At 35.8% G+C, this 24354-nt stretch carries 23 protein-coding genes; 18 read left to right on the forward strand and 5 right to left on the reverse strand.

Annotated features, from left to right (window positions below):
* Nucleotides 1-3: 3 nt before the first annotated feature.
* A complete protein-coding gene (locus ABYK18_RS00430; RefSeq protein ID WP_373034569.1) occupies nt 4-1917 on the reverse strand; it encodes a ferredoxin--nitrite reductase in 1914 nt (637 codons plus the stop codon).
* A 298-nt stretch (nt 1918-2215) separates the two neighbouring features.
* On the opposite strand from ABYK18_RS00430, the gene ABYK18_RS00435 reads away from it, so the two are divergent.
* Nucleotides 2216-2689 carry a tetratricopeptide repeat protein gene (locus ABYK18_RS00435; RefSeq protein ID WP_373034571.1) on the forward strand — a complete coding sequence of 158 codons (474 nt, stop codon included), beginning with the start codon at nt 2216-2218 and terminating at the stop codon, nt 2687-2689.
* A gap of 43 nt (nt 2690-2732) precedes the next feature.
* On the opposite strand, the gene ABYK18_RS00440 is transcribed toward ABYK18_RS00435, so the two are convergent.
* Complete coding sequence (locus ABYK18_RS00440) at nt 2733-2930, reverse strand: hypothetical protein (RefSeq protein WP_373034572.1); 198 nt, start codon at nt 2928-2930, stop codon at nt 2733-2735.
* Nucleotides 2931-3053: 123 nt separating this feature from the next.
* On the opposite strand from ABYK18_RS00440, the gene ABYK18_RS00445 reads away from it, so the two are divergent.
* Complete coding sequence (locus ABYK18_RS00445; RefSeq protein WP_373034574.1) at nt 3054-3935, forward strand: diguanylate cyclase; 882 nt, start codon at nt 3054-3056, stop codon at nt 3933-3935.
* 5 nt (nt 3936-3940) lie between these two features.
* Here the strand turns inward: ABYK18_RS00445 and ABYK18_RS00450 are convergent, their stop codons facing one another.
* Nucleotides 3941-4720: a protein-glutamate O-methyltransferase CheR gene (locus ABYK18_RS00450; protein ID WP_373034575.1), complete on the reverse strand. Its 780-nt coding sequence runs from the start codon at nt 4718-4720 to the stop codon at nt 3941-3943.
* A complete protein-coding gene (locus ABYK18_RS00455) occupies nt 4720-5298 on the reverse strand; it encodes a CheB methylesterase domain-containing protein (protein ID WP_373034577.1) in 579 nt (192 codons plus the stop codon). Before ABYK18_RS00455 ends, ABYK18_RS00450 begins: the two co-directional genes overlap by 1 nt.
* A 196-nt stretch (nt 5299-5494) precedes the next feature.
* On the opposite strand from ABYK18_RS00455, the gene ABYK18_RS00460 reads away from it, so the two are divergent.
* From ABYK18_RS00460 to ABYK18_RS00505, 10 genes are all read left to right on the forward strand, one after another.
* Nucleotides 5495-6775, forward strand: a complete 1281-nt coding sequence (locus tag ABYK18_RS00460; protein ID WP_373034579.1) for a nitrate/nitrite transporter — start codon at nt 5495-5497, stop codon at nt 6773-6775.
* 116 nt (nt 6776-6891) lie between these two features.
* Entirely contained in the window at nt 6892-7917 is a 1026-nt protein-coding gene (locus tag ABYK18_RS00465) for a polysaccharide deacetylase family protein (protein ID WP_373034581.1), read from the forward strand.
* A gap of 61 nt (nt 7918-7978) precedes the next feature.
* Nucleotides 7979-9217 carry a DEAD/DEAH box helicase gene (locus ABYK18_RS00470; RefSeq protein WP_373034583.1) on the forward strand — a complete coding sequence of 413 codons (1239 nt, stop codon included), beginning with the start codon at nt 7979-7981 and terminating at the stop codon, nt 9215-9217.
* 76 nt (nt 9218-9293) lie between these two features.
* Nucleotides 9294-9983, forward strand: coding sequence for an FKBP-type peptidyl-prolyl cis-trans isomerase (locus tag ABYK18_RS00475; RefSeq protein ID WP_373034585.1), 690 nt, complete (start codon nt 9294-9296; stop codon nt 9981-9983).
* Nucleotides 9984-10102: 119 nt separating this feature from the next.
* Entirely contained in the window at nt 10103-10723 is a 621-nt protein-coding gene (locus ABYK18_RS00480; RefSeq protein ID WP_373034586.1) for an EAL domain-containing protein, read from the forward strand.
* Nucleotides 10724-10747: 24 nt separating this feature from the next.
* Nucleotides 10748-11326: a hypothetical protein gene (locus ABYK18_RS00485; protein WP_373034588.1), complete on the forward strand. Its 579-nt coding sequence runs from the start codon at nt 10748-10750 to the stop codon at nt 11324-11326.
* Nucleotides 11327-11402: 76 nt separating this feature from the next.
* Complete coding sequence (locus tag ABYK18_RS00490; RefSeq protein ID WP_373034589.1) at nt 11403-11711, forward strand: hypothetical protein; 309 nt, start codon at nt 11403-11405, stop codon at nt 11709-11711.
* A 43-nt stretch (nt 11712-11754) separates the two neighbouring features.
* Nucleotides 11755-12528: a HupE/UreJ family protein gene (locus ABYK18_RS00495; RefSeq protein ID WP_373034591.1), complete on the forward strand. Its 774-nt coding sequence runs from the start codon at nt 11755-11757 to the stop codon at nt 12526-12528.
* A gap of 11 nt (nt 12529-12539) precedes the next feature.
* Complete coding sequence (locus tag ABYK18_RS00500) at nt 12540-12887, forward strand: DUF6488 family protein (protein ID WP_373034593.1); 348 nt, start codon at nt 12540-12542, stop codon at nt 12885-12887.
* A gap of 46 nt (nt 12888-12933) precedes the next feature.
* Nucleotides 12934-13284: a DUF3147 family protein gene (locus ABYK18_RS00505; RefSeq protein ID WP_373034594.1), complete on the forward strand. Its 351-nt coding sequence runs from the start codon at nt 12934-12936 to the stop codon at nt 13282-13284.
* Between the two features lie 42 nt (nt 13285-13326).
* Here the strand turns inward: ABYK18_RS00505 and ABYK18_RS00510 are convergent, their stop codons facing one another.
* Nucleotides 13327-15312 carry a molybdopterin oxidoreductase family protein gene (locus tag ABYK18_RS00510; RefSeq protein WP_373034595.1) on the reverse strand — a complete coding sequence of 662 codons (1986 nt, stop codon included), beginning with the start codon at nt 15310-15312 and terminating at the stop codon, nt 13327-13329.
* A gap of 167 nt (nt 15313-15479) precedes the next feature.
* Here ABYK18_RS00510 and ABYK18_RS00515 point away from each other — a divergent pair, with 167 nt between their 5' ends.
* From ABYK18_RS00515 to ABYK18_RS00540, 6 genes are all read left to right on the forward strand, one after another.
* Nucleotides 15480-16859 carry a CmpA/NrtA family ABC transporter substrate-binding protein gene (locus ABYK18_RS00515; protein WP_373034596.1) on the forward strand — a complete coding sequence of 460 codons (1380 nt, stop codon included), beginning with the start codon at nt 15480-15482 and terminating at the stop codon, nt 16857-16859.
* Between the two features lie 67 nt (nt 16860-16926).
* On the forward strand, nt 16927-17742 hold the full coding sequence (gene ntrB, locus ABYK18_RS00520; RefSeq protein ID WP_373034597.1) for a nitrate ABC transporter permease: 816 nt from the start codon (nt 16927-16929) through the stop codon (nt 17740-17742).
* Nucleotides 17742-18536 carry an ABC transporter ATP-binding protein gene (locus ABYK18_RS00525; protein WP_373034598.1) on the forward strand — a complete coding sequence of 265 codons (795 nt, stop codon included), beginning with the start codon at nt 17742-17744 and terminating at the stop codon, nt 18534-18536. The genes ntrB and ABYK18_RS00525 overlap by 1 nt, the downstream gene beginning before the upstream one ends.
* A 22-nt stretch (nt 18537-18558) precedes the next feature.
* Nucleotides 18559-19419, forward strand: coding sequence for a hypothetical protein (locus ABYK18_RS00530; RefSeq protein ID WP_373034599.1), 861 nt, complete (start codon nt 18559-18561; stop codon nt 19417-19419).
* A gap of 1 nt (nt 19420) precedes the next feature.
* Complete coding sequence (locus ABYK18_RS00535; protein WP_373034600.1) at nt 19421-21058, forward strand: protein kinase; 1638 nt, start codon at nt 19421-19423, stop codon at nt 21056-21058.
* 60 nt (nt 21059-21118) lie between these two features.
* Complete coding sequence (locus ABYK18_RS00540; protein ID WP_373034601.1) at nt 21119-24304, forward strand: NAD-glutamate dehydrogenase domain-containing protein; 3186 nt, start codon at nt 21119-21121, stop codon at nt 24302-24304.
* Nucleotides 24305-24354: the final 50 nt, after the last annotated feature.

Here is a 24354-nt window from a genome sequence, read left to right on the forward strand (position 1 = left end):
ATCTTAACTCTCATAAAGTGCTATAATTGAATCTATTTCAGAGAAAACCAATGCTCTGTCTTGCTCTTTTGTAGAGAGTATCTTCTCTAGCATCAAAGCAATATTTTCATCAATATTTGGAACTAAATCCCTTATGTCTTCAAGCTTTTCATTTTTAAGAACATTTGTAAATCTGTCATATGCCGAGTACGCCTCTTTTTTACAAAGAGCGTAATAGAGTCTGCGTCCTGTCTCAAAGACTTCAAACTCTTCATTTTTACCAGTATATGTTTTTTCACTAAACCCAAACTCTGCAGTTATATTTTTAGCTCTTAAGTAAGCGCCCAGTTTCATCATAAAACCAATAGATGCCGAAGTATATTGCTTTAAAACTCTTGTGTGAAACCCCTCAAAGTTTTCATCTTCTTTTTTGTGTTTTTTATACTCTAACATCAAAGACTCGACATAAAAGTGGGCATGAGAAAGCGGAGCAGACTTTAACACCGTATAACCTTCTACGCCTTCACTTACAAGCTGTCCTCCAAGAGAGATGTTCACACCGCCTACGGCTTCACCATCTACCTTAGTCTTACAACCTTCAAAACCGATATCTCCAAGACCGTGGATGCCACACCCTTTTACACAAGCAGACCAGTACATTCTGACTCTGCCTTTTTCTAGCGGAACTTTTTCATCCAGATATGTAGACATGTTAATAGCATCATTTTTGTTCTCAATGACTCCAAAAGGACAATGCTCAGTTCCCGCACAAGCAATGAGATGGTTAAAATAAGGAGAGTTAACACTCTTGTATTTTTCAAAAAACTTTTGACTTAGTAAAGAGTCTACATCCTTGACACCGAGTATATATAAGCTCTGCTCCATGTCAAAACGTATCTCTTTGTTTCCATAAACCTCACTAAGATCTGCGACTTCTACAAGAGCACTTCCGCTAAAGACTCCTGAAGGCACTACTACGTGAACTCCAAACGAGCCGTCACGAAGCTGCACTTTTCCCTGATCAGAATCATTGAAGTCTATCTTCGTCATAGTCTCGCCTGCTTTTGCAAAGTCGATTCCGGCATTTTCTCTTATGGCACTTGATATCTCATCCATGCCGACGGCATCTACAAGAAAGTGAAGTCTGTTTTTGTTTCTGTTATCTCTAAAACCGAACCTTTTAAATAAATCTGTGATTGACTCAAAAGCTTTTACGACTTCATCCTCGTTTGTCAAAAATATGTCTGCGCTCTTAGCTATCTTTCCAACCTTTCCGCCAAGATACATGTTGTAGCCGTAAACACCATCTTTTTGAGCCAGAACAAAACAGCAGTCATGTCCAAAGACATTACATCTGTTTGAGAGTGAACCAGATATTGAAGTGTTAAACTTTCTAGGAAGTGTTGATATCCACTCTGGTGAATAGAGAAAAGTCTCTTGGAGTTTTAAGAGCAGATTGTACGAAGGCAGAACATTATCAAACCCAAGAGTATCTAAAGGGTCTGTCATAATATTTCTGAAGTTGTCAACACCAGTCTGATAAGAATCGACTCCGACTTCTTTTAGCTTTTGCAATATTGTAGGAATATCTTTGATATCCAAATATCTGAGTTCACATTGAGCTCTTGTAGTGAGGTCTATGTAATCTTGACCGTATGCTAAAGCACACTCACCTATTGCTCTTGCCTGAGCAGAATTTAGGTATCCTCCGGGGATACGAAGTTTAATCATAAACTTCTGAGGTGTCGCAGGTCTGTCGTAGATGCCAAAACATTTTAAAAAGTATTTTTTGTCTTCATCAGGGATAGAGTCATAACCGTTTTTTGCATACTCCTCAAGCTTGTCAAATGCTTCTTGAGGGTTTTTAAGTTCTTTAACTTCTTCAATTTTATTTAGTTTTTTGCTTCTTGCTTCATAAGCTTTTTGTAGTGCTTCCATAGTAAAGCTCCAATATTATTTATATATATAATATTAGCTACTTTACAGGTCATGATAGGCAGTTTTATGATTATATTTTATACAATTTTTTGCTTTTCTTTAATACTGATTCCTTTATAAGCGCTCTTTACATGCTCTATCTGTCCAGATATTTCTCCACTTTATATATCAAAACCTAAAAAATCTTTTAATTTATTTATCATAGTGGCTCTTTATATTTAGTTGATATAATTTTAGCGCAAATGACAAATAGGAAGACCTTCTAATAACTCATTTATTAGTCAGTTAGGAATTTACATTGAAGAAAATTATTTATATACTTAGCATCTTATTTTTTACCGCTTCTTATGCTTACAACATGGAAGATTTTGAATTTTACACAGAAGCTTGTAAAAGAGATGACTATGTGAGTTGTTCTCATTTAGCCATCATATATGAAGAAGACCTGCTTGTTAAACAAGATATGAAAAAAGCATTTAATCTATACTCAAAAGCTTGTGGAGGCGACTATGCTTTTGCCTGTCATAATGTAGCAGTAACTTACTCAAAAAGTGACAATAAAGCGATTAAAGATATAGCTCTAAAATTTTATGACAAGGCTTGCAGTGGAGGTTATACTGAATCATGCATATATCTTGGACGACTCCATAGAGATTCACATACACTCCATAGAGACTATAAAAAAGCTAAAGAGTATTTTGCAAAAGCTTGTGATGGCAACAATCGTCTAGGTTGTAAAGAAGAAAGAATTCTTGAAGAGTCTGGTTACTAAACCGGTTCTATCTTGACTTTCCTACGAAGAATCCACCTGCAATTCAAAGGGGAACAACAGTAAAATAAAATAAAAATCTGTCACTAAACTCTCTCGCAAAAATCAAAAGCAATGATAGGGGCAACCAATGGAACTGCCACTGTTCACCCTCTTGCAGTTTTGGTATATCTATAGAGTAATTACCGCACTGCATTAGAGTATCAGCTTTGTAATCTATGAAACTATCTAAAGCTGTCTGCACGACTTAATTCTCCATATACTCGTTAATGTGAAAATTATATCTTGATTATTCGTATCACTAAAGTATGCTTAAATTTCAAGCATAAATGTAGTAGAATATTTTAAAAAAAGATATACTTATACTATGAAACATAATATAGATGACACAGTATTTTCTGTTATCAACGCTATTCCAAATCCGGTCATTGTGGTCAGTAATGACAAATTACAAAGTGCAAACAATGCATTTTTGGATTTTTTTTCTCTCTCATCCATAGAAGAGTTTAATGCTGTCTATGGTTCCGTAGCCAAGCTTTTTATAAAAAATAATAATTTTTTCTCTCCATCTGATATTAAGAATAATGAATATTGGACAGATTATCTATTCTTACGACCTGAAATAAATCGTATTGTGTCTATTATGAATAGTGATAATGAGCTAATAGATTTTGAAATAACTTTGAAAAAAATAGAAGATGAATCAGAATATATTGTTGTTTTCAATGATATTAGCATATATATCTCTGAAAAAAATGAGTATGAATATTTTGCATACCATGACCATCTAACCAAAATATTTAACAGACAAAAATTTGATGAATTGTTTTTAAAAGCATTTGAAAATAAAAAGCGATACGGAGATACACTTTCTGTGATTTTAATAGATTTAGACCATTTTAAAACAGTCAACGATACTTATGGACATCTTATCGGTGATCTTGTACTTATTGCGATTGTAGGAATCATTGAAAAAGAGTTGCGTATCAATGATATTTTTGCTCGCTGGGGCGGTGAAGAGTTTATAATTTTGCTACCAAGAACAGATGTAAACGGTGCTTATATAAAAGCTGAAGTATTACGCAAGAGTATAGAATCTTATGTAAATAAGAAACTGCCTTCAGTCACAATAAGTGCCGGGGTGACTGAAGTAAATAGCACTGATAATATAAATAGCTGCTTAAAACGTGTAGATGAAGCTCTGTATAAAGCAAAAGAAAAACGTAACAATGTTGTAAAAATTATTTAAACTTTTTACAGTTGGTCGGCATGTCCGAAAAATATCTCCTGATTTTCATTTTTTCTCATGCTCTCTAAGATCTTCTTTGCTTTTACTTTTGTCTCTTTGTCGAAATATATAAACATATTTCTTGAAAAGATAAAATCAAATTTTCCAATATTTGTAAAAGACGGTTCAAACAGATTATGCAGTTTAAAAGTCACAAGAGATTTGACACTGCTTCTTAAAACATAGAGTCCATCTTGTTCATCAAAATATTTAGTCAAGATCTCTTTTGAGAGATTTCTTACATTTCTCTCTTTATATATAGCTATTTGTGCCCTCTCCAATGCTTCTGAGTTTATATCTATACCGACTATTTTAAATTTGCTCGAAGGCACCCCTGCTTCAAGAAGTGCTATGGCTATGCTGTAAGGCTCTTCACCCGTTGCAGATGGAGCGCAAAGTATATCTACATTGTTAAAATGATTTTTAACAAGCCCTACCAACTCTTCCACCTGCCTGAATTCACGGTAAAAGAACGTTTCGTTCGTAGTCAGATAGTCGATTAGTTCTTGTTTTATATTTGCATCTGTGTCTACCAGTGTAAGAAGTTTTGAAAATGAGTTGATACCTCTTTGGGTACAAAAGGTCATTGCTTTATTTGTAAGAATACTTAATTGTTTATCAAATGTCACGCCTGTCTCATTTTTAAAATACTCGGCTACTATAGTCGCATCTCTATAATCTGTTTCTTCTATGACTTCAACCTCTTGTGCTTGCACTGATTTTTTCTTCTTAAAAAAACTAAACATTAACTGCAAAACTCCTTTATTGTATTTACTATCTCATTGATATCTTGAACTCTAATATTTTGAATTTCTTTTCTTGCTCTACTTGGCATACCGTCTACTATAGCACTATGTTCACTCTCTGTTATACATAGACTTCCACCCTCACTCAACCTTTTACAAGCCTCAACACCATCATGCCCGATGCCGGTCAATATCACACTTAGTATTTCTATCTCTTTGGTGAATGAAATAAAAGAGTTAAAAATATTATTTATATCCGGATTGAAACTGTTTTGCGGTGATTTTTCCTGAGAAAATATAAACTCTGAACCTTTTTTATTTATTCCTGTCAATCCACAACACACATATATTCTCCCACTTTTAAGGATGTCATTATTCTCAGCGATTGCTATAATATTTACATGGTTCTCTTGCAGCCTTTTTGCAAAACTAGACATAAACCCGATTGCCATATGTTGAGCAATGATAACGGTTGTATTATGCAGCTCAGGAAGAGCATTTATAATTTTTTCTATTTGCCCAGGTCCTCCTGTTGAAGCACCTAAGAGAACAATTTTACTGGGAGTTGAGTCTTTCAAAAACTGCCTTTAATCTTTATAGAATGATTATATCAAGAGATAGTTTTTTATAACTTAAAACAGATAAAATATTTTTATTGCACATATATTCAGCATAATGAATTTCACAATATGATTATTATTTAATCATAATATAGTATATTTTAGTTCACTCTTGCATTATAATTCTCTCATAAATTAATTACAGGATAATAATATGGCAGGATTTAAGGATTTAAAAGGTCAAGGACATGCACCGACACTGTTCATGGCTTTTTTATACTTCGATATGAGTTTTATGGTTTGGACTATGCTCGGTCCGCTCTCTACAGAGATAGCTGAAGCATTGGCACTAGGCGGTCATATTATGAGTGCCGGTGAAAAAGCTACACTGCTATCACTTCCTATTCTATCAGGCGCACTTTTAAGAATACTTCTTGGTTTCGGTGTTGATAAACTAGGTGCTAAAGTAACGGCTTTACTGGCTCAAAGTGTTGTAATCATTGCACTTCTCACCGCTTTTATGCAAGGTAACACTATATCTTACAATACACTGTTGCTTGTAGCACTTGGTCTTGGTTTTGCAGGAGCTTCTTTTGCCGTGGCACTTCCACAAGCCGGTCAATGGTATCCGCCAAAACTTCAGGGCGTTGTTTTAGGAATCGCAGGTGCCGGTAACATCGGTGTTGTAATCGACTTCTTGTTTGCCCCAAAAATAGCGGAGCTTTGGGGTTGGGAGTCAGTGTTTGGCGTAGGTGCTGTTATGGCTATAGCTGTATTTATAGCTTATGCTTTTTTAGCTAAAAATGCTCCATCAGAAGTTTATACGGCACGTCCTAAAAAACTAAAAGACTACGCAAAGCTTTTAAAAGACAAAGACACTTGGTGGTTTAACCTTTTTTATGCAGTAAGTTTTGGCGGTTTTGTAGGTTTTGCAGGATATATGAAGGTATATCTTATGAACACTTATCAAGCAGATATGAGTGCATTCGGCGTTGATGTGTTTAATGAAGAAAACGTAAAAGTAATCGCTGGATATTTTGGTGCATTATGTATCTTTGCAGGAGCTGTTCTTCGTCCCGTCGGAGGAGCTATTGCAGATAAACTAGGCGGAATCAAGTCTCTTTACATCTTCTTTGGTCTGGTTTCACTTTTAGCTGTTTTAAATGCTACTGTGGCTCTGCCTTTTGGTGTTGCGATTTTTGTACTTTTTCTAATCATGGCTAACCTTGGTATGGCAAACGGTGCAGTTTTTCAACTCGTACCTCAAAGATTTGGTAAAGATATCGGAATCATGACTGGTATTATCGGTGCTGCCGGCGGTCTTGGCGGTACTGCGCTTATTAAGACTCTTGGATGGAGTAAAGGCACGTTTGACGGTTATACGGCAGGTTTCATGATATTTGCTGCAGTCGTTCTTGTTGCCATTATGGGAATAAGCCTGGTAAAAACCAGATGGAGAACCACTTGGGGTGTTGTGGCAGGCGGTAGAATCTAACAAGATAAAGGACTCTGCTGATGCGGAGTTCTTCATTTGGATAATACACTGTTTTAGTTATTTAAGGTTAGGACATATATAATGTTCTTTTATTAACTATAAGATGGATAAAATTTATGAATTCAAAGAAAATCTTATTGCTGCTGCTCTTTTTCATAACTTCCCCAATATTTGCAGGCAGTGCCGTTGTGTTTATGTATCACCGCTTTGGCGAGTTTAAATATCCTTCTACTAACATCACAATAGAACAGTTTAAATACCAGTTAGACTACCTTCAAAAAAATGATTACAATGTCTGGCATCTATCAAAAATACTAAGACATATCATAAACAAACAAGAGATTCCGCCAAAGACCGTTGCACTCACCATCGACGATGCTTATATCAGCACTTACACAAATGCCTACCCTATGTTAAAGAGCAAAAATTTTCCTTTTACCGTGGTTGTCAGTACAAATCAGGTAGACAGCCACTCTAAAAACTACATGACATGGGATCAGATGCGGGAGATGCAAAAAAACGGTGCTGAATTTGCAAACCATTCCAGCTCTCATGACTTCCTTCTTGCGCAAAACGGTGAGACGGAATCAATATGGAGGAAAAAAATAACTGCGGATATAGAAAAAGCACAGGAGAGACTTCATCAAGAACTTGGAGCGCAGACAAATGAAAATCCGCGTCTTTTGTCCTACCCTTTTGGAGAGTATGACCTAAAGAGTTCAGAACTTATCAGAAATCTCGGTTACATAGGCATCACACAGACTTCAGGACCCCTCGGAAAAAATTGCGATTTAAGAGCAATACCAAGATTTCCTATGGCAGAAGCTTTTGCAAATCCAAACAGCTTCATAAGCAAACTAAACACTATACCTATGCCCATAGAATCAGTTTCGCATCAAGGATCTATTGTCAAAAAGCACAATTCTCCAAAACTCTACATAAAACTAAAAGAACCTCTTGAAAATATGGGCTGTTATATCTCAAACGGTGAAGCAATAGATATTAAATGGATATCGCAGACAGAGATTGTAGTAACGGCAAATGAGCCGATAAAACCGCCTAGGGAAAAATACACCTGTACCGCACCGGGCAAAGACGGAAAATGGTACTGGTACAGTCATCTTTGGATTGTAAAAGAGTAATCAACCTCTTCTAAAGCCCAAACCCACTACAATACGTAAAATTATTTCAGGAACACCTCAAATGCCATTTTCTTCACTTAAACTATCTCCGAGTATACAAAAAGCACTTGTAAAAAACAACTTTATTGAGCCTACACCTATTCAAGAAAAAGTCATTCCTCTTGTGCTTGAGGGCAGAGATGTGATGACAAAAGCAAAAACAGGAAGCGGTAAGAGTGCCGGCTATATACTTCCAATACTTCAGATGCTGCAAAACAGACAAGGAGAGGGAAAGTCAAAGATAAAAGTTCTTGTACTTACTCCAACAAGAGAGTTGACACTTCAAGTTGCCAAGACTTTTGAGATATTCGGTGAGTTTATGGACAAAAGTCCAAAGGTTGTCAGCCTAATCGGCGGAGAGGGAATCGGTGACCAACTTTACGCAATCCAGCAAGGGTGCGATATCTTGGTAGCAACCTCCGGAAGATTCTTGGATGTACTTAGTAAAAAGCAGATGAATCTCTCATTCTTAGAGTTTTTGGTTCTCGATGAAGCAGACAAGATGCTAAACCTAGAGTTTGCTGCGGAGCTTGACCTGATACTTGAATCCATCCCGAAAAAACGTCAAAACCTTCTATTTTCAGCCACTTATCCACAGAAGATTTTAAACATTGCATCTAAAATAACTCTAAACCCTGTAGAAGTAAGCATCCAAGAAGATGTACCTACAGTTGAGAGCATCACCCAAAGAGCCATCGAAGTAAACCGTGACAACCGCGGACCTCTTTTAAGACATCTCATAAAAGAAGAAAAACTGGAACATGTATTGGTTTTTATGGCGAACAAAAGAGCGACGGACAACATAGCAGAGAAGTTTAGAAAGTACGGATTTGCATCCGAATCATTTCACGGAGACCTGCTTCAAGAAGATAGAACTTATACACTTGATGAGTTCAAAGATAAAAAAATCCGCATCTTATTTGCGACCGACATAGCAGCAAGAGGTTTAGATATAGACAACATAGAGTGCGTTGTAAATTATGACCTGCCCCGCTCTCCAACTGACTACATACACCGCATCGGACGTACTGCAAGAGCAGGAAAACCAGGACTTGCCATCTCGTTTATCTCTCACGAAGATCAGGCCCACTTTAATCTTATTGAGAAAAAATGCAAAGTCAAAATAGAAAAAGAGCAGATAAAAGGTTTTGAGCTCAAAGGTGAAGCTCCAAAAAAAGAAAAAGGCCCTGCTCCCGTAAAGGGGAAGAAAAAAAGTAAAAAAGACAAGTTACGAGAAAAAGCCCAAAGAGAGTCGAAGTAATATATGTTTACATTTGACAATATTACTTGCTATAATCCTTTTTCAACAAACTAAAATAAAATGAAGAAGGATATTTATGACAAAATTTCTACCCGCTGTTATCGTTTGTATAGGACTGATAACAACCTCTGTAATGGCGAATACTTCGCTTAAAAGCAAAGAAGCAAAAGCTAGTTATGTTATCGGTCTGCAACTTGGAAAACAACTAATGATTTCTAAAGATGATATTGACTTGAATGCTATGAAACTTGGGATGCAAGATATTTTTAGCGGTCATCAACCAAGACTTACAAACGATGAGATGCAAACGGCAATGAAAAACTTTCAAGAGAGTAAGAAAAAAAGAGAACTGGCTATGATGAGTAAGTTTTCAAACCATAACAAAAAAGAGGGTGCAGCATATCTAGCAGCCAATAAAAAGAAAAAAGGTGTCATAACTCTTCCTAGCGGTCTTCAATACAAAGTATTAAAATCAGGTAACGGAAAAATATCTCCAAAAGATACAGACAAAGTAGTAACACACTATCACGGTACTCTGATTGACGGCACTGTTTTTGACAGTTCTTACGATCGTGGACAACCGGTAAGCTTCCCTGTAAATGCAGTTATTAAAGGCTGGACAGAGATTTTACAAAAGATGAAAGTCGGAGATAAATGGCAAGTTGTCATCCCTTCAAACTTAGCATACGGAGAGCAAGGTGCTCCTCCTTCAATCGGTCCTGATGCTACACTTATATTTGACGTTGAACTGCTAAAAATCAACTAATAATCTACAGCTTCTTAGATGATGAACACTTCATCATCTAAGCTTATTTAATAATCAACATTTTTTTCAAAAATTATAATATTTACTTCTAATGAGAAAATAAGATAACAGGCTTAAACATGCATTTTGAAGAACTAGGCATAACCCGCATAGATATATATTTTCAACCTATTGTATCTGTTAAAAAGAAAAAGATTTTCGGGTATGAAGCACTTTTAAGAGGCTACAAAAACGCAGACTACATACCGCCGAATCTTTTATTTGAAGAAGCAAAAGAAGCCGGTTTAGCCCTGGAGCTTGATAGAGTGGTAAGAATAGAATCTATAAAAAAATTTAAAGAGTATTATGACAGCGACAATCAGGTCCTGCTCTTTTTAAACTTTGAATCTTCATCCATAAACAACACGTTTAAAAGCGACCAATATTATTTTGAAGAGATATTAAACTCTTTAGAAATTCCCGCAAAAAACATTGTCCTTGAAGTCAAAGAAGATGAGATAGAGTGCACGGAGTCACTTAAGAGTTTTGCCAATTATTATAGAGAGGGAGGCTTTAATATTGCCATAGATGATTTTGGAACGGGCGATTCGCAGTTTGACAGGCTATCTATCGTAAAACCGGATATCGTCAAGATAGACAAATCTCTCTTAAGAGATATTGATATAAATGACATAAATGCAGAGATTTTAAAAGCTATTGCAAGGATGTGCTACAAAATAGGTGCAATTGCTCTGTCTTAAGGTGTCGAATATGAGAGTGAAGTATTGAAGTCTCTAAACTATGGAATAGATCTTTTTCAAGGATATCTGTTTGCTCATCCAAGTGCAGATGCACCTGATAGACAAGACATATTAGAAACTATACAGCATGTCGGATATAAGCACAGATATTATTTGGAATCAATCACAAAACAAAAAAACAATTTCTACCTTGAAGCTTCCGATATATCTCAAAAAATCATCTCTATGATAAACACTATAGAGATTGCCAAAAATAAAGAGATTTTGGAGCTGATAAAACAAGAGAAAAAGATTGAAGCTCTCTATCTTATAGATGCAGAGGAGTCTAAGCAAGTCGGAGAGACTATTTTTCTGGCTGAGCAAAAAAGCTTTTATGAACCTTCTGCCGACGGTGAAGACCACTCTTTGAAAGAGTATTTCTATATATGCAAAAACTCTATTGACGGTAAGTTCATATCTGAAAAATATATCTCAAGCGCGTCTGGAAACATGTGCCGTACATTTACAAGAAAATTTTCATATGATGATAAAGAGTTGATACTCTGCCTTGATCTGTATCTCTCATCTCAATCCGATAGAAGACTAGTTGAAAAAAATACTTGAAACTAGATTATACGACACTCTCAATATATGATATACTTCAACAAATACTATTTAGATTCGGTTATGAAGGAGAATAATGAAACGACACATAATTATTAGTTTCGTTATTCTTTCTATTTTTAACCTTAACCTATTTGCTGCAGTTGAACGACTTCATAAACACGACATTCACGGTAGTTCTTGTTCTTTTCATGAACACCAACATACCCACAATACTTTGAAACATACACATAATCATAGTCATAAAATCAACCTTGTTGATTTTTATATCTCAGATATCATAGAAATAAAACTATCTTCCTATCTCCAAAAGAACAATTATGAATTTACGCAAGAACATTTTTATTCTATATCACCAGGAATATTTCGCCCACCTATCATCTAAATCATTATTACTTTAATTATATACAATTCATATAAGGAAATTTATGAGAACACTTTTAGTTTTAAGTGCATTGTTTCTGCTCAATACCACAGCCTATGCACATGGTATTTCAGCTGCAGATAAACAAGCAATGCTTGATGGAGGAAACCTCAAATATATTTGGCTTGGTGCAACACATATGCTTACAGGATATGACCACTTACTCTTTTTATTTGGAGTGGTTTTTTTCCTAAATACGATTAAAGATATTGTTAAGTTCGTTTCAGTCTTTACATTGGGACACAGTATAACATTGATATTGGCAACTTTTATGGGAGTTAATGCTAACTATTATCTAATTGATGCTGTAATTGCTATCAGTGTTATTTACAAAGCATTTGATAACAATAAAGGCTTTCAGAACTATTTGCACATTAAGTCTCCAAACATGCTGTGGATGGTCTTCTTATTTGGACTCATTCATGGTTTCGGGCTTTCAACGCGTCTTCAACAGCTTCCGCTTGGTGAAGATAGTCTTGAGATACTAATGAAAATTATTTCATTTAATATCGGTGTTGAATTTGGGCAGATAATTGCATTGGTTCCAATACTTTTCATTTTAATGCTTTGGCGTCAAAAAGAGTCCTTTATGCAACATAGCAAGGTAACTAATCATGCTATTATGTTTGCAGGATTTATGTTGCTGCTTATGCAACTACATGGTTATTTGCATACAACAAACGAAGAAGAGTTCGGATTTAATAGAGATGAGCATTACCACATTCATGTGGATATGAAAGCTGAAGAAGCAAAACAATCTTTACACGGTAAATTATAAAGGAAAAAAAGATGAAAAAAATTATAACACTGGTGACTTTTGTAGTCATAATAACACTTGGGTTAAACCCGCTATATGCTCATGGAGACGGACATAAACATTCAAGTGTAAAAATCAATGAGATAAAAGCAAAAAAGATTGCTGTAGGACAAGTAAAAAAATATACTCTTAATGGTAAAATTGATAAAAGTTGGAATAATGTTAAAGTTGCTAATGTAAAACAACAAACTTACCAATCAATGCCAGAATGGGTGTTTACATTTAAAAATCCAAAAGAACCGAATCCAAAGCAACAAAGTTTATATATTTTTATAAATCAATATGGTGCAATGACAGGTGCAAATTTTACGGGTGAGTAGCCATTATGCCAGTCTATTATAGGCTGGCATTATTAAGGAAAATAATTTGTATTATTACATTACAAAAATTGTCATTACGACACTTTTAATCGTACTTATATCTGAAATAACAAAAAGAAGTAGTTTAGTTGGTGCTCTCTTAGCAGCTGTCCCGTTAGTATCCATATTAGCTATGACTTGGATGTATATAGATACAAACACTAGCAATACAGCAGTAGAATTTTCAAATAAAATTGTCTGGTTGATTGCTCCATCAATGACACTGTTTATAATGTTTCCTATCTTAATAAAAAAAGGAATTCATTTTTATCCAAGCATGGCCATATCAGTCGCATCTACAATAATAGCTTATTATCTAATGATTTTAATTCTTGAAAAATTTGGAATAAAAATGTAACTATTAAGCTAGAGAATTATTGACACGAAATTATGAAAAGTATCAAACCTTTTTATAGATTTTAACTGCACTGTGATTATAATCAGGCTCAAATGATTCTTTGTCCAGCAAATCATTTGTCAGATAGTTCACACTTCTATTGCTTATAGGGACAAAGAGAGTATTTTTGTTAATCTTGTTAGTTACTACGGCTTTTGTAGTTATCTGACCTCTTACAGATGATATAGTCACCACATCATCTGTTTTAATATCCAGTTCTTTTGCATCTTCATTGTTTATCTCTACAAAATCAAGTTCTTTATATTTAAGCAATGTCTGAGGCAGATTTGTCTTTGTACCACTGTGCCATTGATCTCTTGTGCGTCCTGTTAAAAGGACAAACGGATACTTCATACTTGTCTTTTCACTGAGTAGTTTGTTCTCTACAAAATAAAGATTTGCTTTTTTATCTTTTGTTAAAAAGTTATTTACATCCTGCCCCCATACAAAAGGCTTATAAGAGAGTTTGTCATAATCCGCTTTATGCATATCCATATATTTATTGAGCTTTGTCATTTCCTGATACTCTTGAAATATCTCTTTTGGATGCTTATAATCAAACTCTTTTTCAAATCCAAGTTTCCTAGCTATAAGTTGAAATATCTCCCAATCCGGCTTACAGTCGATGGAAGTTCTGGTAAGCTTTTCCTGTTTTGTGATGCTTCTGTCAAGGTTGGTCTGTGTACCCTCCTTTTCTCCCCACGGAGCTGCTGGCAGTTTTATATGTGCAAACTTTGATGTCTCTGAGTTATCGTAAGCGTTTATCTCAACCACCATCGGTATTTTTTTAATTAATTTTTCTACCTTATGTCTGTTTGGCAGGTGGTAAACAGGATCGGTATGACAGATAATCAAAATATCCAAATCGGCTTCTAGCATCTGTGTAGCCGTAAGTCCTGGTTTATTGTCTATGTTGTTTGTTTTCCAAAACTTTGATACTTTTTTAATGGAACTTGCATCAAAGTCCAGATGAACAGCGAGTGAAGTCGAGAGACCTCCGACTTCTCTTCCTCCCATTGCATTTGGCTGACCTGTAAGACTCAAAGGACCGTTTCCTTTTTTAAATATCTTGCCGCTTAAGAGATGCGTGTTTATAAGAGCCAGATTTTTGTCTACTCCCTGAGCAGACTGATTCAGTCCCATCGTCCAAGCAGACACAATGTTCTCACTGGAGATATATAATTGCCAGAACTCTTCAAACTGCCCTTTTGTAAGACCCGTTCTTTTTAGCATCTTTGTAACAGGTGCTCTTTTGAACTTGTTTTTCAGTTGTTCAAAGTTGTTTACGTGCTTATCAATAAACTCTTTATTATAAAGTCCTTCATCAATGAGTCGTTTTGAAATAAGATTGAAAAAGTCTATATCACTTCCCGCTCTTAGTGGAAGATACAAATCAGCAGCTTTTGCGGTATCTGTTTGTCTTGGGTCTATAACGACAACTTTAAGCCCCTGCTTTTTGGCTTTTTTTATCTGGTTGTGAAAAACCACATGAGCTTCCGCCGTATTTGCACCGACAAGTATAAGTAAATCACTGCTGAAGATATCATCCATTCTAAGAGGCACAAAATCCGCCCCAATTGATTTTTTATAAGCGACTACCGCACTTGACATACAAGTACGGGAATTTGTATCTACATTGTTAGTGCCTATAAATCCTTTGCCGAGTTTATTTGCAACGTAATAATCTTCTGTTAAAAGTTGACCCGATAGGTAAAAACCAATCTTTTCTTTAGAAGTGCTTTTGATTTTATCTGCTATCTTTGTAACAACATCATCCCAATCCGTACTTTTATACTCATCATAGATGCTATCTCTATATAAGGGTCTCAATAATCTTGTAGAAGTTTGAATACTTATAAGTTCTGATATACCCTTAGAACAAAGCTTTCCTTCATTCGTCGGATATGTAACGTCACCTATCAGTTTTTCTTTATCATATTCCAATCCGCAACCAACACCGCAATACCCGCATACTGACTTTATTATCATAATAGTTATCCATATATAGTTAATTCATAAAGGTATTATAGAACTAATTTAATGAAAAACTAAGATTATGTTGATTACTTTTTAATCACTAAACTGTTTATTTAGTATATTTTTAATAGTACAATTTCTCTACAAGCATTTTAAAAATGTAAATTTAAGGAGAACACATGCTAAAGAAATTAGTAAGTATCGGATTAGGTCTTTCAGTTGTTACTGCCTCGCTTATGGCAGCACCGGAAAAAACAAAGTTAACCATAGGTTTTATTGCTCTAACTGACTGTGCACCGATTGTAATTGCTGAAGAAAAAGGTTTTTTTGACAAATACGGTTTAGATGTTCATGTTGTTAAAGAAGGCGGCGGATGGCCTGGAATCCAGCAAAAAGTAATAAGCGGAGAGTATGATTTTTCACATGCTTTAGCTGGTATGCCTATTGCAGCAACTCTTGGTATCAACGGTAACGCTAATCTTCAAGCTGTTTTATCTCTTGACTTTAACGGTAATGGAATTACATTTGGAAATAACATCATTAAAGAGATGAAAAAATACGGAATGGATGAGACTAAAAGACCTCTTGGTTCTGAATCACTCAAAAAGTATATAGATGCAAAACATAAAGCGGAAGGTTCTTCTTATCAACCACTATCTTTTGGTATGGTTCATCCGGTTTCTACTCATAACTATGAGTTAAGATACTGGATGGCAAGTTCTGGAATCGTGCCTGATCGTGACACAACGATTAAACCTTTTCCTCCACCGACAATGCCTTCTAACTTGATTGCAGGAAATATAGAGGGTTATTGTGTAGGTGAGCCTTGGAATGAGAGAATCGTTTTAAAGAAAAAAGGTTCAACTCTTGTAACAAACTACGATATTTGGAACAACAACCCTGAAAAAGTACTTCAGACTCGTGCTGACTTTATCAAGAAAAACCCAGAGACTACAAAAGCTGTAATGAAAGCGATTTTGGAAGCTCAGATGTGGCTGGACGCTTCATGGGAAAACCGTAAGGAGGCTGCAAAGATTCTTAGTAAACCTAACTATGTAAAAGCTCCTGTAAAAGTATTGGAGAAATCAATGACAGGTACATTTCAGTACTTAAAAGGTCAAAACTCTGAAGCTAACCCTCAGTTTAACGTTTTTGCCAACTACTATGCGGCGTATCCGTTTTACTCTCACGGTATGTGGTTTATAACTCAGATGTACAGATGGGGACAGATTGATAAAGCAGTTGACATGAAAGCGGTTATCGAATCAGTTTACCGCCCTGACCTTTTTGCACAAGTCGCTAAAGAAGTAGGTTACAGCCTTCCTCCAAGCCCTTGGAAAAAAGACGGTGTAGATAAGTACAACATGTTTATGGATGGAAAAGTCTGGGACCCAAACAAAGCTGTTGAGTATATCTTCTCTACAGGCATTGATGAATCAAAAGTCTCAAAAGAAGAACTTCTTAAAACAAACAAATGGACAGTTAAAACTGAACAGCCAGACTACGTATGTCCTTATGGACCTGCAGGTTGTGCCGATCCGAAATATGTGACTAAATAAGTTTTTAAATTGATAGGCATCTACTCACAGCTAGATGCCTAATGAGTTTAAACATGAAGGAAAAAAAATGAACAATGAACTAATAAAAAAAATATTCTTACCGCTTTTGGTATTTGCACTAATCATTCAGATTTGGTCGGGAATCGCTACAGTCGTAGCAGATTTTCCGACTCCAAGCGATACTTATGTGGCGGCATTTGGCGGAGTAAATAGTGACGGCGATGAGATAATTGGTGTTTTATCTGACCCTTTTTATGTAGAAAATCAAGATGTTAAAGGTCTGTTTTGGCAAGTTCTCGAATCATTAAAGAGAGTATTTGCAGGTTTTGTTTTAGCAATACTAGTAGGTGTTCCATTAGGTCTTTTAATCGGTATGAGTAAGAGTGCCCAGTACGCATTTGACCCGTTCATACAGATATTTAAGCCTGTCTCACCGCTTGCTTGGCTGCCGCTGCTTTTGTTTATATTTCAAGATATAAACATGACGGCGATCTCAACTATATTTATAACATCTATCTGGCCTATCATCATAAATACCTCTTTAGGTGTTAAAAGTGTCAGCGAAGATTATATGAACGTTGCAAAAGTTTTAAGATTCTCTCCTATGGAGAAGATCGTACAGATTATCCTGCCGGTTTCAGTTCCGTATATCTTTACAGGGATGAGACTCTCTTTAGGTATCGCATGGCTGGTTATCGTAGCAGCAGAGATGCTAACTGGCGGTATCGGTATCGGTTTTTGGATTTGGGATGAATACAACAACCTCAACTATCATAACATCATCATCGGTATTATCGTAGTCGGTCTTATCGGTTACTTCTTAGACCTAATGATGGGAAAACTTGCAAATTATTTTGACTATACAAAGAAAGGTAGATCGTAATGAATGATAAATTTTTAAGCCTCAAAAACATTGAAAAAAGGTTTCCTATACCGGGAAAAGATGACTATGTAGCAGTAACAGACGTAAGTCTTGAAATAAAGAAAAACGAGATCATCTCCATAATCGGACACAGTGGATGCGGGAAAAGTACACTTTTAAATATGATATCCGGGCTGGATGCACAGACAAAAGGAAATATACTTTTAGAGAACAAACATGTACAAGGTCCGGGACCTGAACGTGCGGTAGTTTTTCAAAACCACTCGCTTCTTCCTTGGCTAAGTGTCTATCAAAACATTGAGATGGCAGTGAAAAAAGTTATGCCTGAGCTGAGTTCTGCCGAGCTTAGAGAGAGAGTCGAAAAATTTGTCTCTATGGTAAACCTTGACCATGCAAAAGACAAGCTGCCGGATGAGATAAGCGGCGGTATGAAACAGCGTGTAGGGATTGCAAGAGCCTTGTCTATTAAACCAAAAGTCCTTCTGATGGATGAGCCTTTTGGAGCGCTTGATTCACTTACTCGTGCAAACCTGCAGGAGCATCTGATAAGAATCCAGCAAAACGTTAAAAACACGGTAGTCATCATTACACACGATATCGATGAAGCGGTACTTCTCAGTGACAGAGTCATCATGATGACAAACGGTCCGGATGCGACCATCGGAGAGATTTTAGAAGTAAACATTGAACGTCCAAGAGACAGAGTATCACTTCAAAGTGATCCTGAGTACATCAGATGCCGTGAAGCAATACTTAGCTTCTTATATGAAAAATTTGCAAAAGATGATGAATAATCCAAATTAAAAGGAAAAAATGATGCAAGAATTTATGACCACATACAAGGAAAATGTTCTTGACATTGAAAACTTTCTCATAGAGACGGTTTTCAATCTTGGAGATCTGCAAGAGAGAGAAAACAATGACTTCAAACGAGTCTTTAAAGTCTTTCCTTCTTTGGAGCTCATATACACCTGCGACGAAGTGACAATGCTTCAAATCTCTGCAAATATTTACAAAAACAAAAAAAGCGATACGCCAATAGGAAGAAACAGAGAGTATCTCCTGAGCAAGTTGGATTTTGATGACAGCCTGATTGCGACAACTAAACCTTACATCAGCAGCGCTACAGGTGAGACATGTATAACAGTGGCAAAAAAAGAAAACAATAAAGTATATTTTTTAGACTTCAATCTATCTGCCCTGCTTCAAAGGCTCGGTCTCATAGAGATACATAAAAGCTTTAACTTTGTAAGTAAAAGTTTTTATTTTCTTACAGCAAATATCATGATGGTTCTGGCACTTTTTACCATCGGATATTCTGTCTATGAGTTTGCGTATGAACTGCTCTTTAAAGAAGGCTTGTCCATAGAAGCCATATTTAAACCTGTAATCGCATTAACACTCGGACTTGCAATATTTGACCTTGCAAAAACGGTTTTCGCACAAGAGGTTGTATTTAAAAGTTATTCCAAAAACTCTCATGAAGAGTATAAAGTACTAACAAAATTCTCGATTACCATAATTATTGCTTTACTAATAGAATCTCTTATGGTAGTATTTAAAATTGCTATAGACGATTATTCTCACATGGTTCATGCTTTTTATCTTATAGGCGGTGTTTCCGTCTTGATTATAGCTTTAGGACTGTTTATATATTTTACAAAAAAGAAAGCTTGACATGCAAAACAACAACATGAAAACATCAGGTTTTTCACTTGCCAAAGGCAAAGATTTAACGGGTGATGATTTTTACGACATCAAGACTATAGGAAACTTGACGGTTGGTATAGTCTGTGATGGTGTTGGAAGTGCAGATGCAGGTGCCGAAGCGGCCAAGAGAGTTACGACTTATCTTATGAACAACTTCAAAATACGTCCAAAAACGTGGAGTATTGAGAAATCTATCAACACATTTGTAAAATCAATCAACTCTATTTTATATGAAGAATCAATCCTAAACTATGAGCGAACAGAATTGGTTACGACTCTTGCTCTTGTAGTAATCGAGGGGAACAAACTCTACGGTGCAAATGTTGGAGATTCCAGAGTCTATCTCTACAGAGACAAAAAAATCAACCAACTCTCTTTAGACCATAGTATGAATGAAGCATGCTTTGAGAATGTACTAACTCAGGCTATAGGAATAGCCAAAGATGTAGAGCCTTACTACTTTGAAAACATTATTCAAAAACATGACAAGATTCTGCTGTGCAGTGACGGTCTTTATACACTTATGAGCGAAAACCGCCTTGAGAATGCTATCTCACTCGGGGCTTCATCGTTAGTAAAAAAAGCTTCTAAACTTTTGGATGACAATCTCCCTGATGATACCACGGCAGTTGTTTTGGAGATTTTGGATGTAAATGAAATCCAAATGTTAAAACAACAGAACCTTCCGATTTTGGACTCTCTAAAAGTCGGTCAGATAGTCGATGGATACACACTTGAAAAATCGCTGATTCAAAATGAAAGGACTTGGCTTTGTTCTAAAAAAACAAAACAGTACGTTGTTAAATTCGCTCCAAGAGAAGCTATCGACAGTGAGACAATCCTTGACCTGTTTGTAAAAGAAGCTTGGAATGCAAAAAGGTTAAAAGCCGATTTTTTTCCAAAAGCTGTAATCCCTAAAAACAGATCTACCAGATACTACGTAATGCAGCTGTTTCACGGCGAAAATCTGGACAGTTATCTTACTCATAAACAACTAACCATAGATGACGGAGTTGAATTAGCTTCTACTCTCTTGAAGATGTCACAGTTTTTACTCCATTATGATTTGGCCCACGGAGATATAAAACCTCAAAATGTGATGATTGCAAAAGATAATGATGAAAACCTGGAGTTTAAAATAATCGACTTTGGAAGTATTACCGAGATATTTTCTAAAAACACCAGAGCAGGAACTCCAAGTTTCTTATCTCCTGAGAGATTTAGTGGCGAAGCCATAAGTGAGTCGAGTGAGATATTTTCTATCGGTGTTACGCTTTACCTCTCTTTAACAGGCAAATATCCATACGGTGAGATAGAGCCTTTTCAAACACCCGCTTTTAAAGAAGCAAAAAAACCAAGCTTTTACAACAACAACATTCCAGACTGGTTAGACAGTGTAATACTTCGTTCTATTGCCATAGATAAAGAGCGTAGATATGAGCACTATTCCGAGATGAATTATGAGCTTAAACGTCCAAAAAATGTTAAACCATTTTTTCCAAAAGATGCCACCATTATCGAGCGTTCACCTCTTACATTTTACAAGAGCGGATTTATCATTATGTTACTAATCAATATTGCACTGCTAATCTGGATGAATTCATAATAAACTAGAATTAACATTGTGTTACAATGATGCATATAAGTTAATTTCCAAGGAGATTTTATGCAATCCTCTTCAATGAACGCTGTCTTTTCAGGTGTACTATCGAAAAAAGATCTTACCATAAGTAACGAGCTCTTTGGCAGCATCCAAGAGAAGAAAATAATCACTCAAATTATGGATGATGAGCAACAACCTTCCGTCAATATTTTTGCAACCGAACAACTCTATCTCTCTTCTATAGTGCCTATTTTACATGACTTCGGTTTTACGATTATTGATGAAATCGCTTACAAGATTAAAAAGAACGACAAAGATATTTACATAAACATGTTTAATCTGAAACTCGATAGTACTAATAATATAACTGAATCTAAATATAACATAGAACATGTAATATCGGATTCATTAAACGGTGTAGTACTGCCTAGATGCAGACTCTTCTCACTTGTCTATGAGCAAAACTTCTCAATCAGAAAAGTGCTTTTACTTCGTGCCATTATCGAATATATTGACCAATCTATAATATCGCTCAACCAAGGCACAATACTTCACACCATAACGACTTATTCAAAAATATCTAAACTCTTTGTAGATTATTTCATAGCAAAGTTTGACCCTTTGGCAATTAAACGTGACAAGCTGATGAAAGATTTAGAGATCAAAATAGAAGAGCTTATAAAAGATGTTCCAAATATTATGGATGACAAGATTTTAAAACTCACATATGCTCTCATTAAAAATCTCACCAGAACCAACTTCTTTTTAAACAACAGAGCTATATCATTTAAAATAGACACTGAGTCTTACTCAGAAAATCTCAGAGGGATTCAACCAAAAATAGAAGCTTTTGTTTATCATCCGGACTTTAGCGGTCTGCATCTAAGAATGAGCAAGATCAGCAGAGGCGGACTTAGATGGAGTGAAAGACATGAAGATTACCGTCAAGAGATAAAATCACTTATGATTACCCAAGAAGGAAAGAACTCTATAATCATCCCTGACGGTGCAAAAGGAGGTTTTGTTATCAACAAAGACGCTTCTGAGATAACTCCTGATGTCTTTAAGAGCATCTATAGCGAATTTATACATAATATGCTTGACCTTGTTGATAATATGGTTGACGGCAAGATTGCAAGAGATAAAAATATCATAGCCTATGACGGTGATGATTCTTACTTTGTTGTTGCGGCGGACAAAGGGACGGCTGCAATGAGCGATGTTGCCAATGAAATAGCAGTCAGTCGCGGTTACTGGCTCGGAGATGCCTTTGCCAGCGGGGGGAGTAACGGATTTGGCCACAAGAAACTTGGTATTACGGCTAAGGGTTCAATTATGTCTTCAGAGAGATTTTTTATACAGCGCGGCATTGATATTCAAAAAGAGTCCATCACCGTCGTAGGTATAGGGAGTATGAACGGTGATGTGTTTGGAAACGGAATGATATACTCCAAAAAATTCAAACTCTTAGCTGCAATATCTCATAAAGATATATTTATAGATCCCGATCCCGATCCGCAAATAAGCTTTGATGAGCGTTTTCGTCTATTTCATTCAAAAAACGGAAGTTGGAGTGCTTATGACAAAAAACTAATATCAACCGGAGGAGGAGTCTTTTCACGTTCTCAAAAAAGCATAGAACTGAGTGAGCAGATTAAAAAGATGATAGGAACTACTAAAAAAACTCTTAGCGGTGAAGAGTTGGCCAGAAAAGTTATGATGATGAAAGTGGATATGCTTTTCAACGGAGGTGTCGGAACATATGTTAAAAGTTCTGAAGAGAGTAACATAGACTTAGGCGACAAAGAAAATGAAGCGCTAAGGCTGGATGCATATGAACTAAAAGCAAAAGTAGTATGTGAAGGCGGGAATCTTGGCTTTACTCAAAAAGCACGCATAGAGTATGCAAAAAACGGAGGAGAGATAAACATAGACGGCATTGACAACGCAGCCGGAGTAAATACGTCTGATCATGAAGTAAATCTTAAAATACTTTTCAATATCATAAAATCAAAACATCTCTTAAATGAGCAAGAAGCTAATCAGTCCCTTCAAAACTTGACTGAGCAAGTCGTAAACCTGGTTCTTTGGAACAACTATCATCAATCTCTGGCAATCTCAAGAGATTCAAGTCTTAGCAGACGCTACTTGGATGATTTCTTATCTACCATTGAAATATTAGATACTAATCTCTCAAGCTTTAGCAGACATGATTTCTACATACCTAAAAATGAAAACATTAACGAGATCCTTTGTTCTGACGGTTCTATTGTAAGACCGGTTTTGAGTTCAATAATTTCATATTCAAAGATTTTCATCAAAAATATTTTACTAGAATCAAAGCTCATAGATGAGACATTTGCTACTCAGTTTTTATTTAAGTATTTTCCAAAATCTTTTCTTAGTGCATATGAGCATGAGGTTGTACATCATCCGCTTCGCCGCGAGATTATAGCAACTGTCATGGCCGATACCATTGTAAACCTTCAGGGTGCTACCTTTGTATCTGATTTTGCCAGAAGAGGCAAAGAGAATTTCTTATTGAAAATAAAATCATACCTTATAACAAACCAGCTCTTTGAAGCAAACGACATTAGATTTGAGATATACAGAAATGATTTTAATATGGATATAAAACAGCAGTACAAGCTTCTTGACGATATAGAACGTACACTTGGATTCAGCACAAGATGGATGCTTAAATATCTGGATAAGCATAAAGTCGATGTAAACCATATACTTGACTATCAAGAAGACCTGTTTAGAATACTCGGAAATATAAATGAAGACAAAATCATAAATATTATTCCTGAAAATCATCATTTCAACCTCTTCTTCAGTGCAATCGATTATCTGAAATTTGCAGTAGCTGCAATTATGGTTAAAGAAAACTCATTTCACACGTTTGACAATGTCGCTGTGCTGTTTTATCTTGTAGTGAATGAATTTAAAATCCTGGAGATGATTACTCTGTTAAACACAATAGAGATAAAAACAAATAGCGAAAAAATTCTGCGTCACCAAATACTTCAATATATAGAGTACATAGTCGTTCACTATACAGAGCAAGTGTTAGGCTTTCAAAGGATAAATGAGACACCTCAGACGGCATTTGTATCTTATCTTGAAAATAAAAAAGAAGATTTTAATGAGATAAAAAACAACATAAGTGACTTCATGTCGAAAGAAACAAAAACTATTGAAGAAGTCAGCATTACGGTAAACCAGATTATGACATCTCTTATTTAAGCATAAAATATTGCTTGTTTATAAGGCTCTATTCATTATAATGAGAAGAA

It is taken from the genome of Sulfurimonas sp. (genome assembly GCF_041563495.1).
GTDB lineage: Bacteria > Campylobacterota > Campylobacteria > Campylobacterales > Sulfurimonadaceae > Sulfurimonas.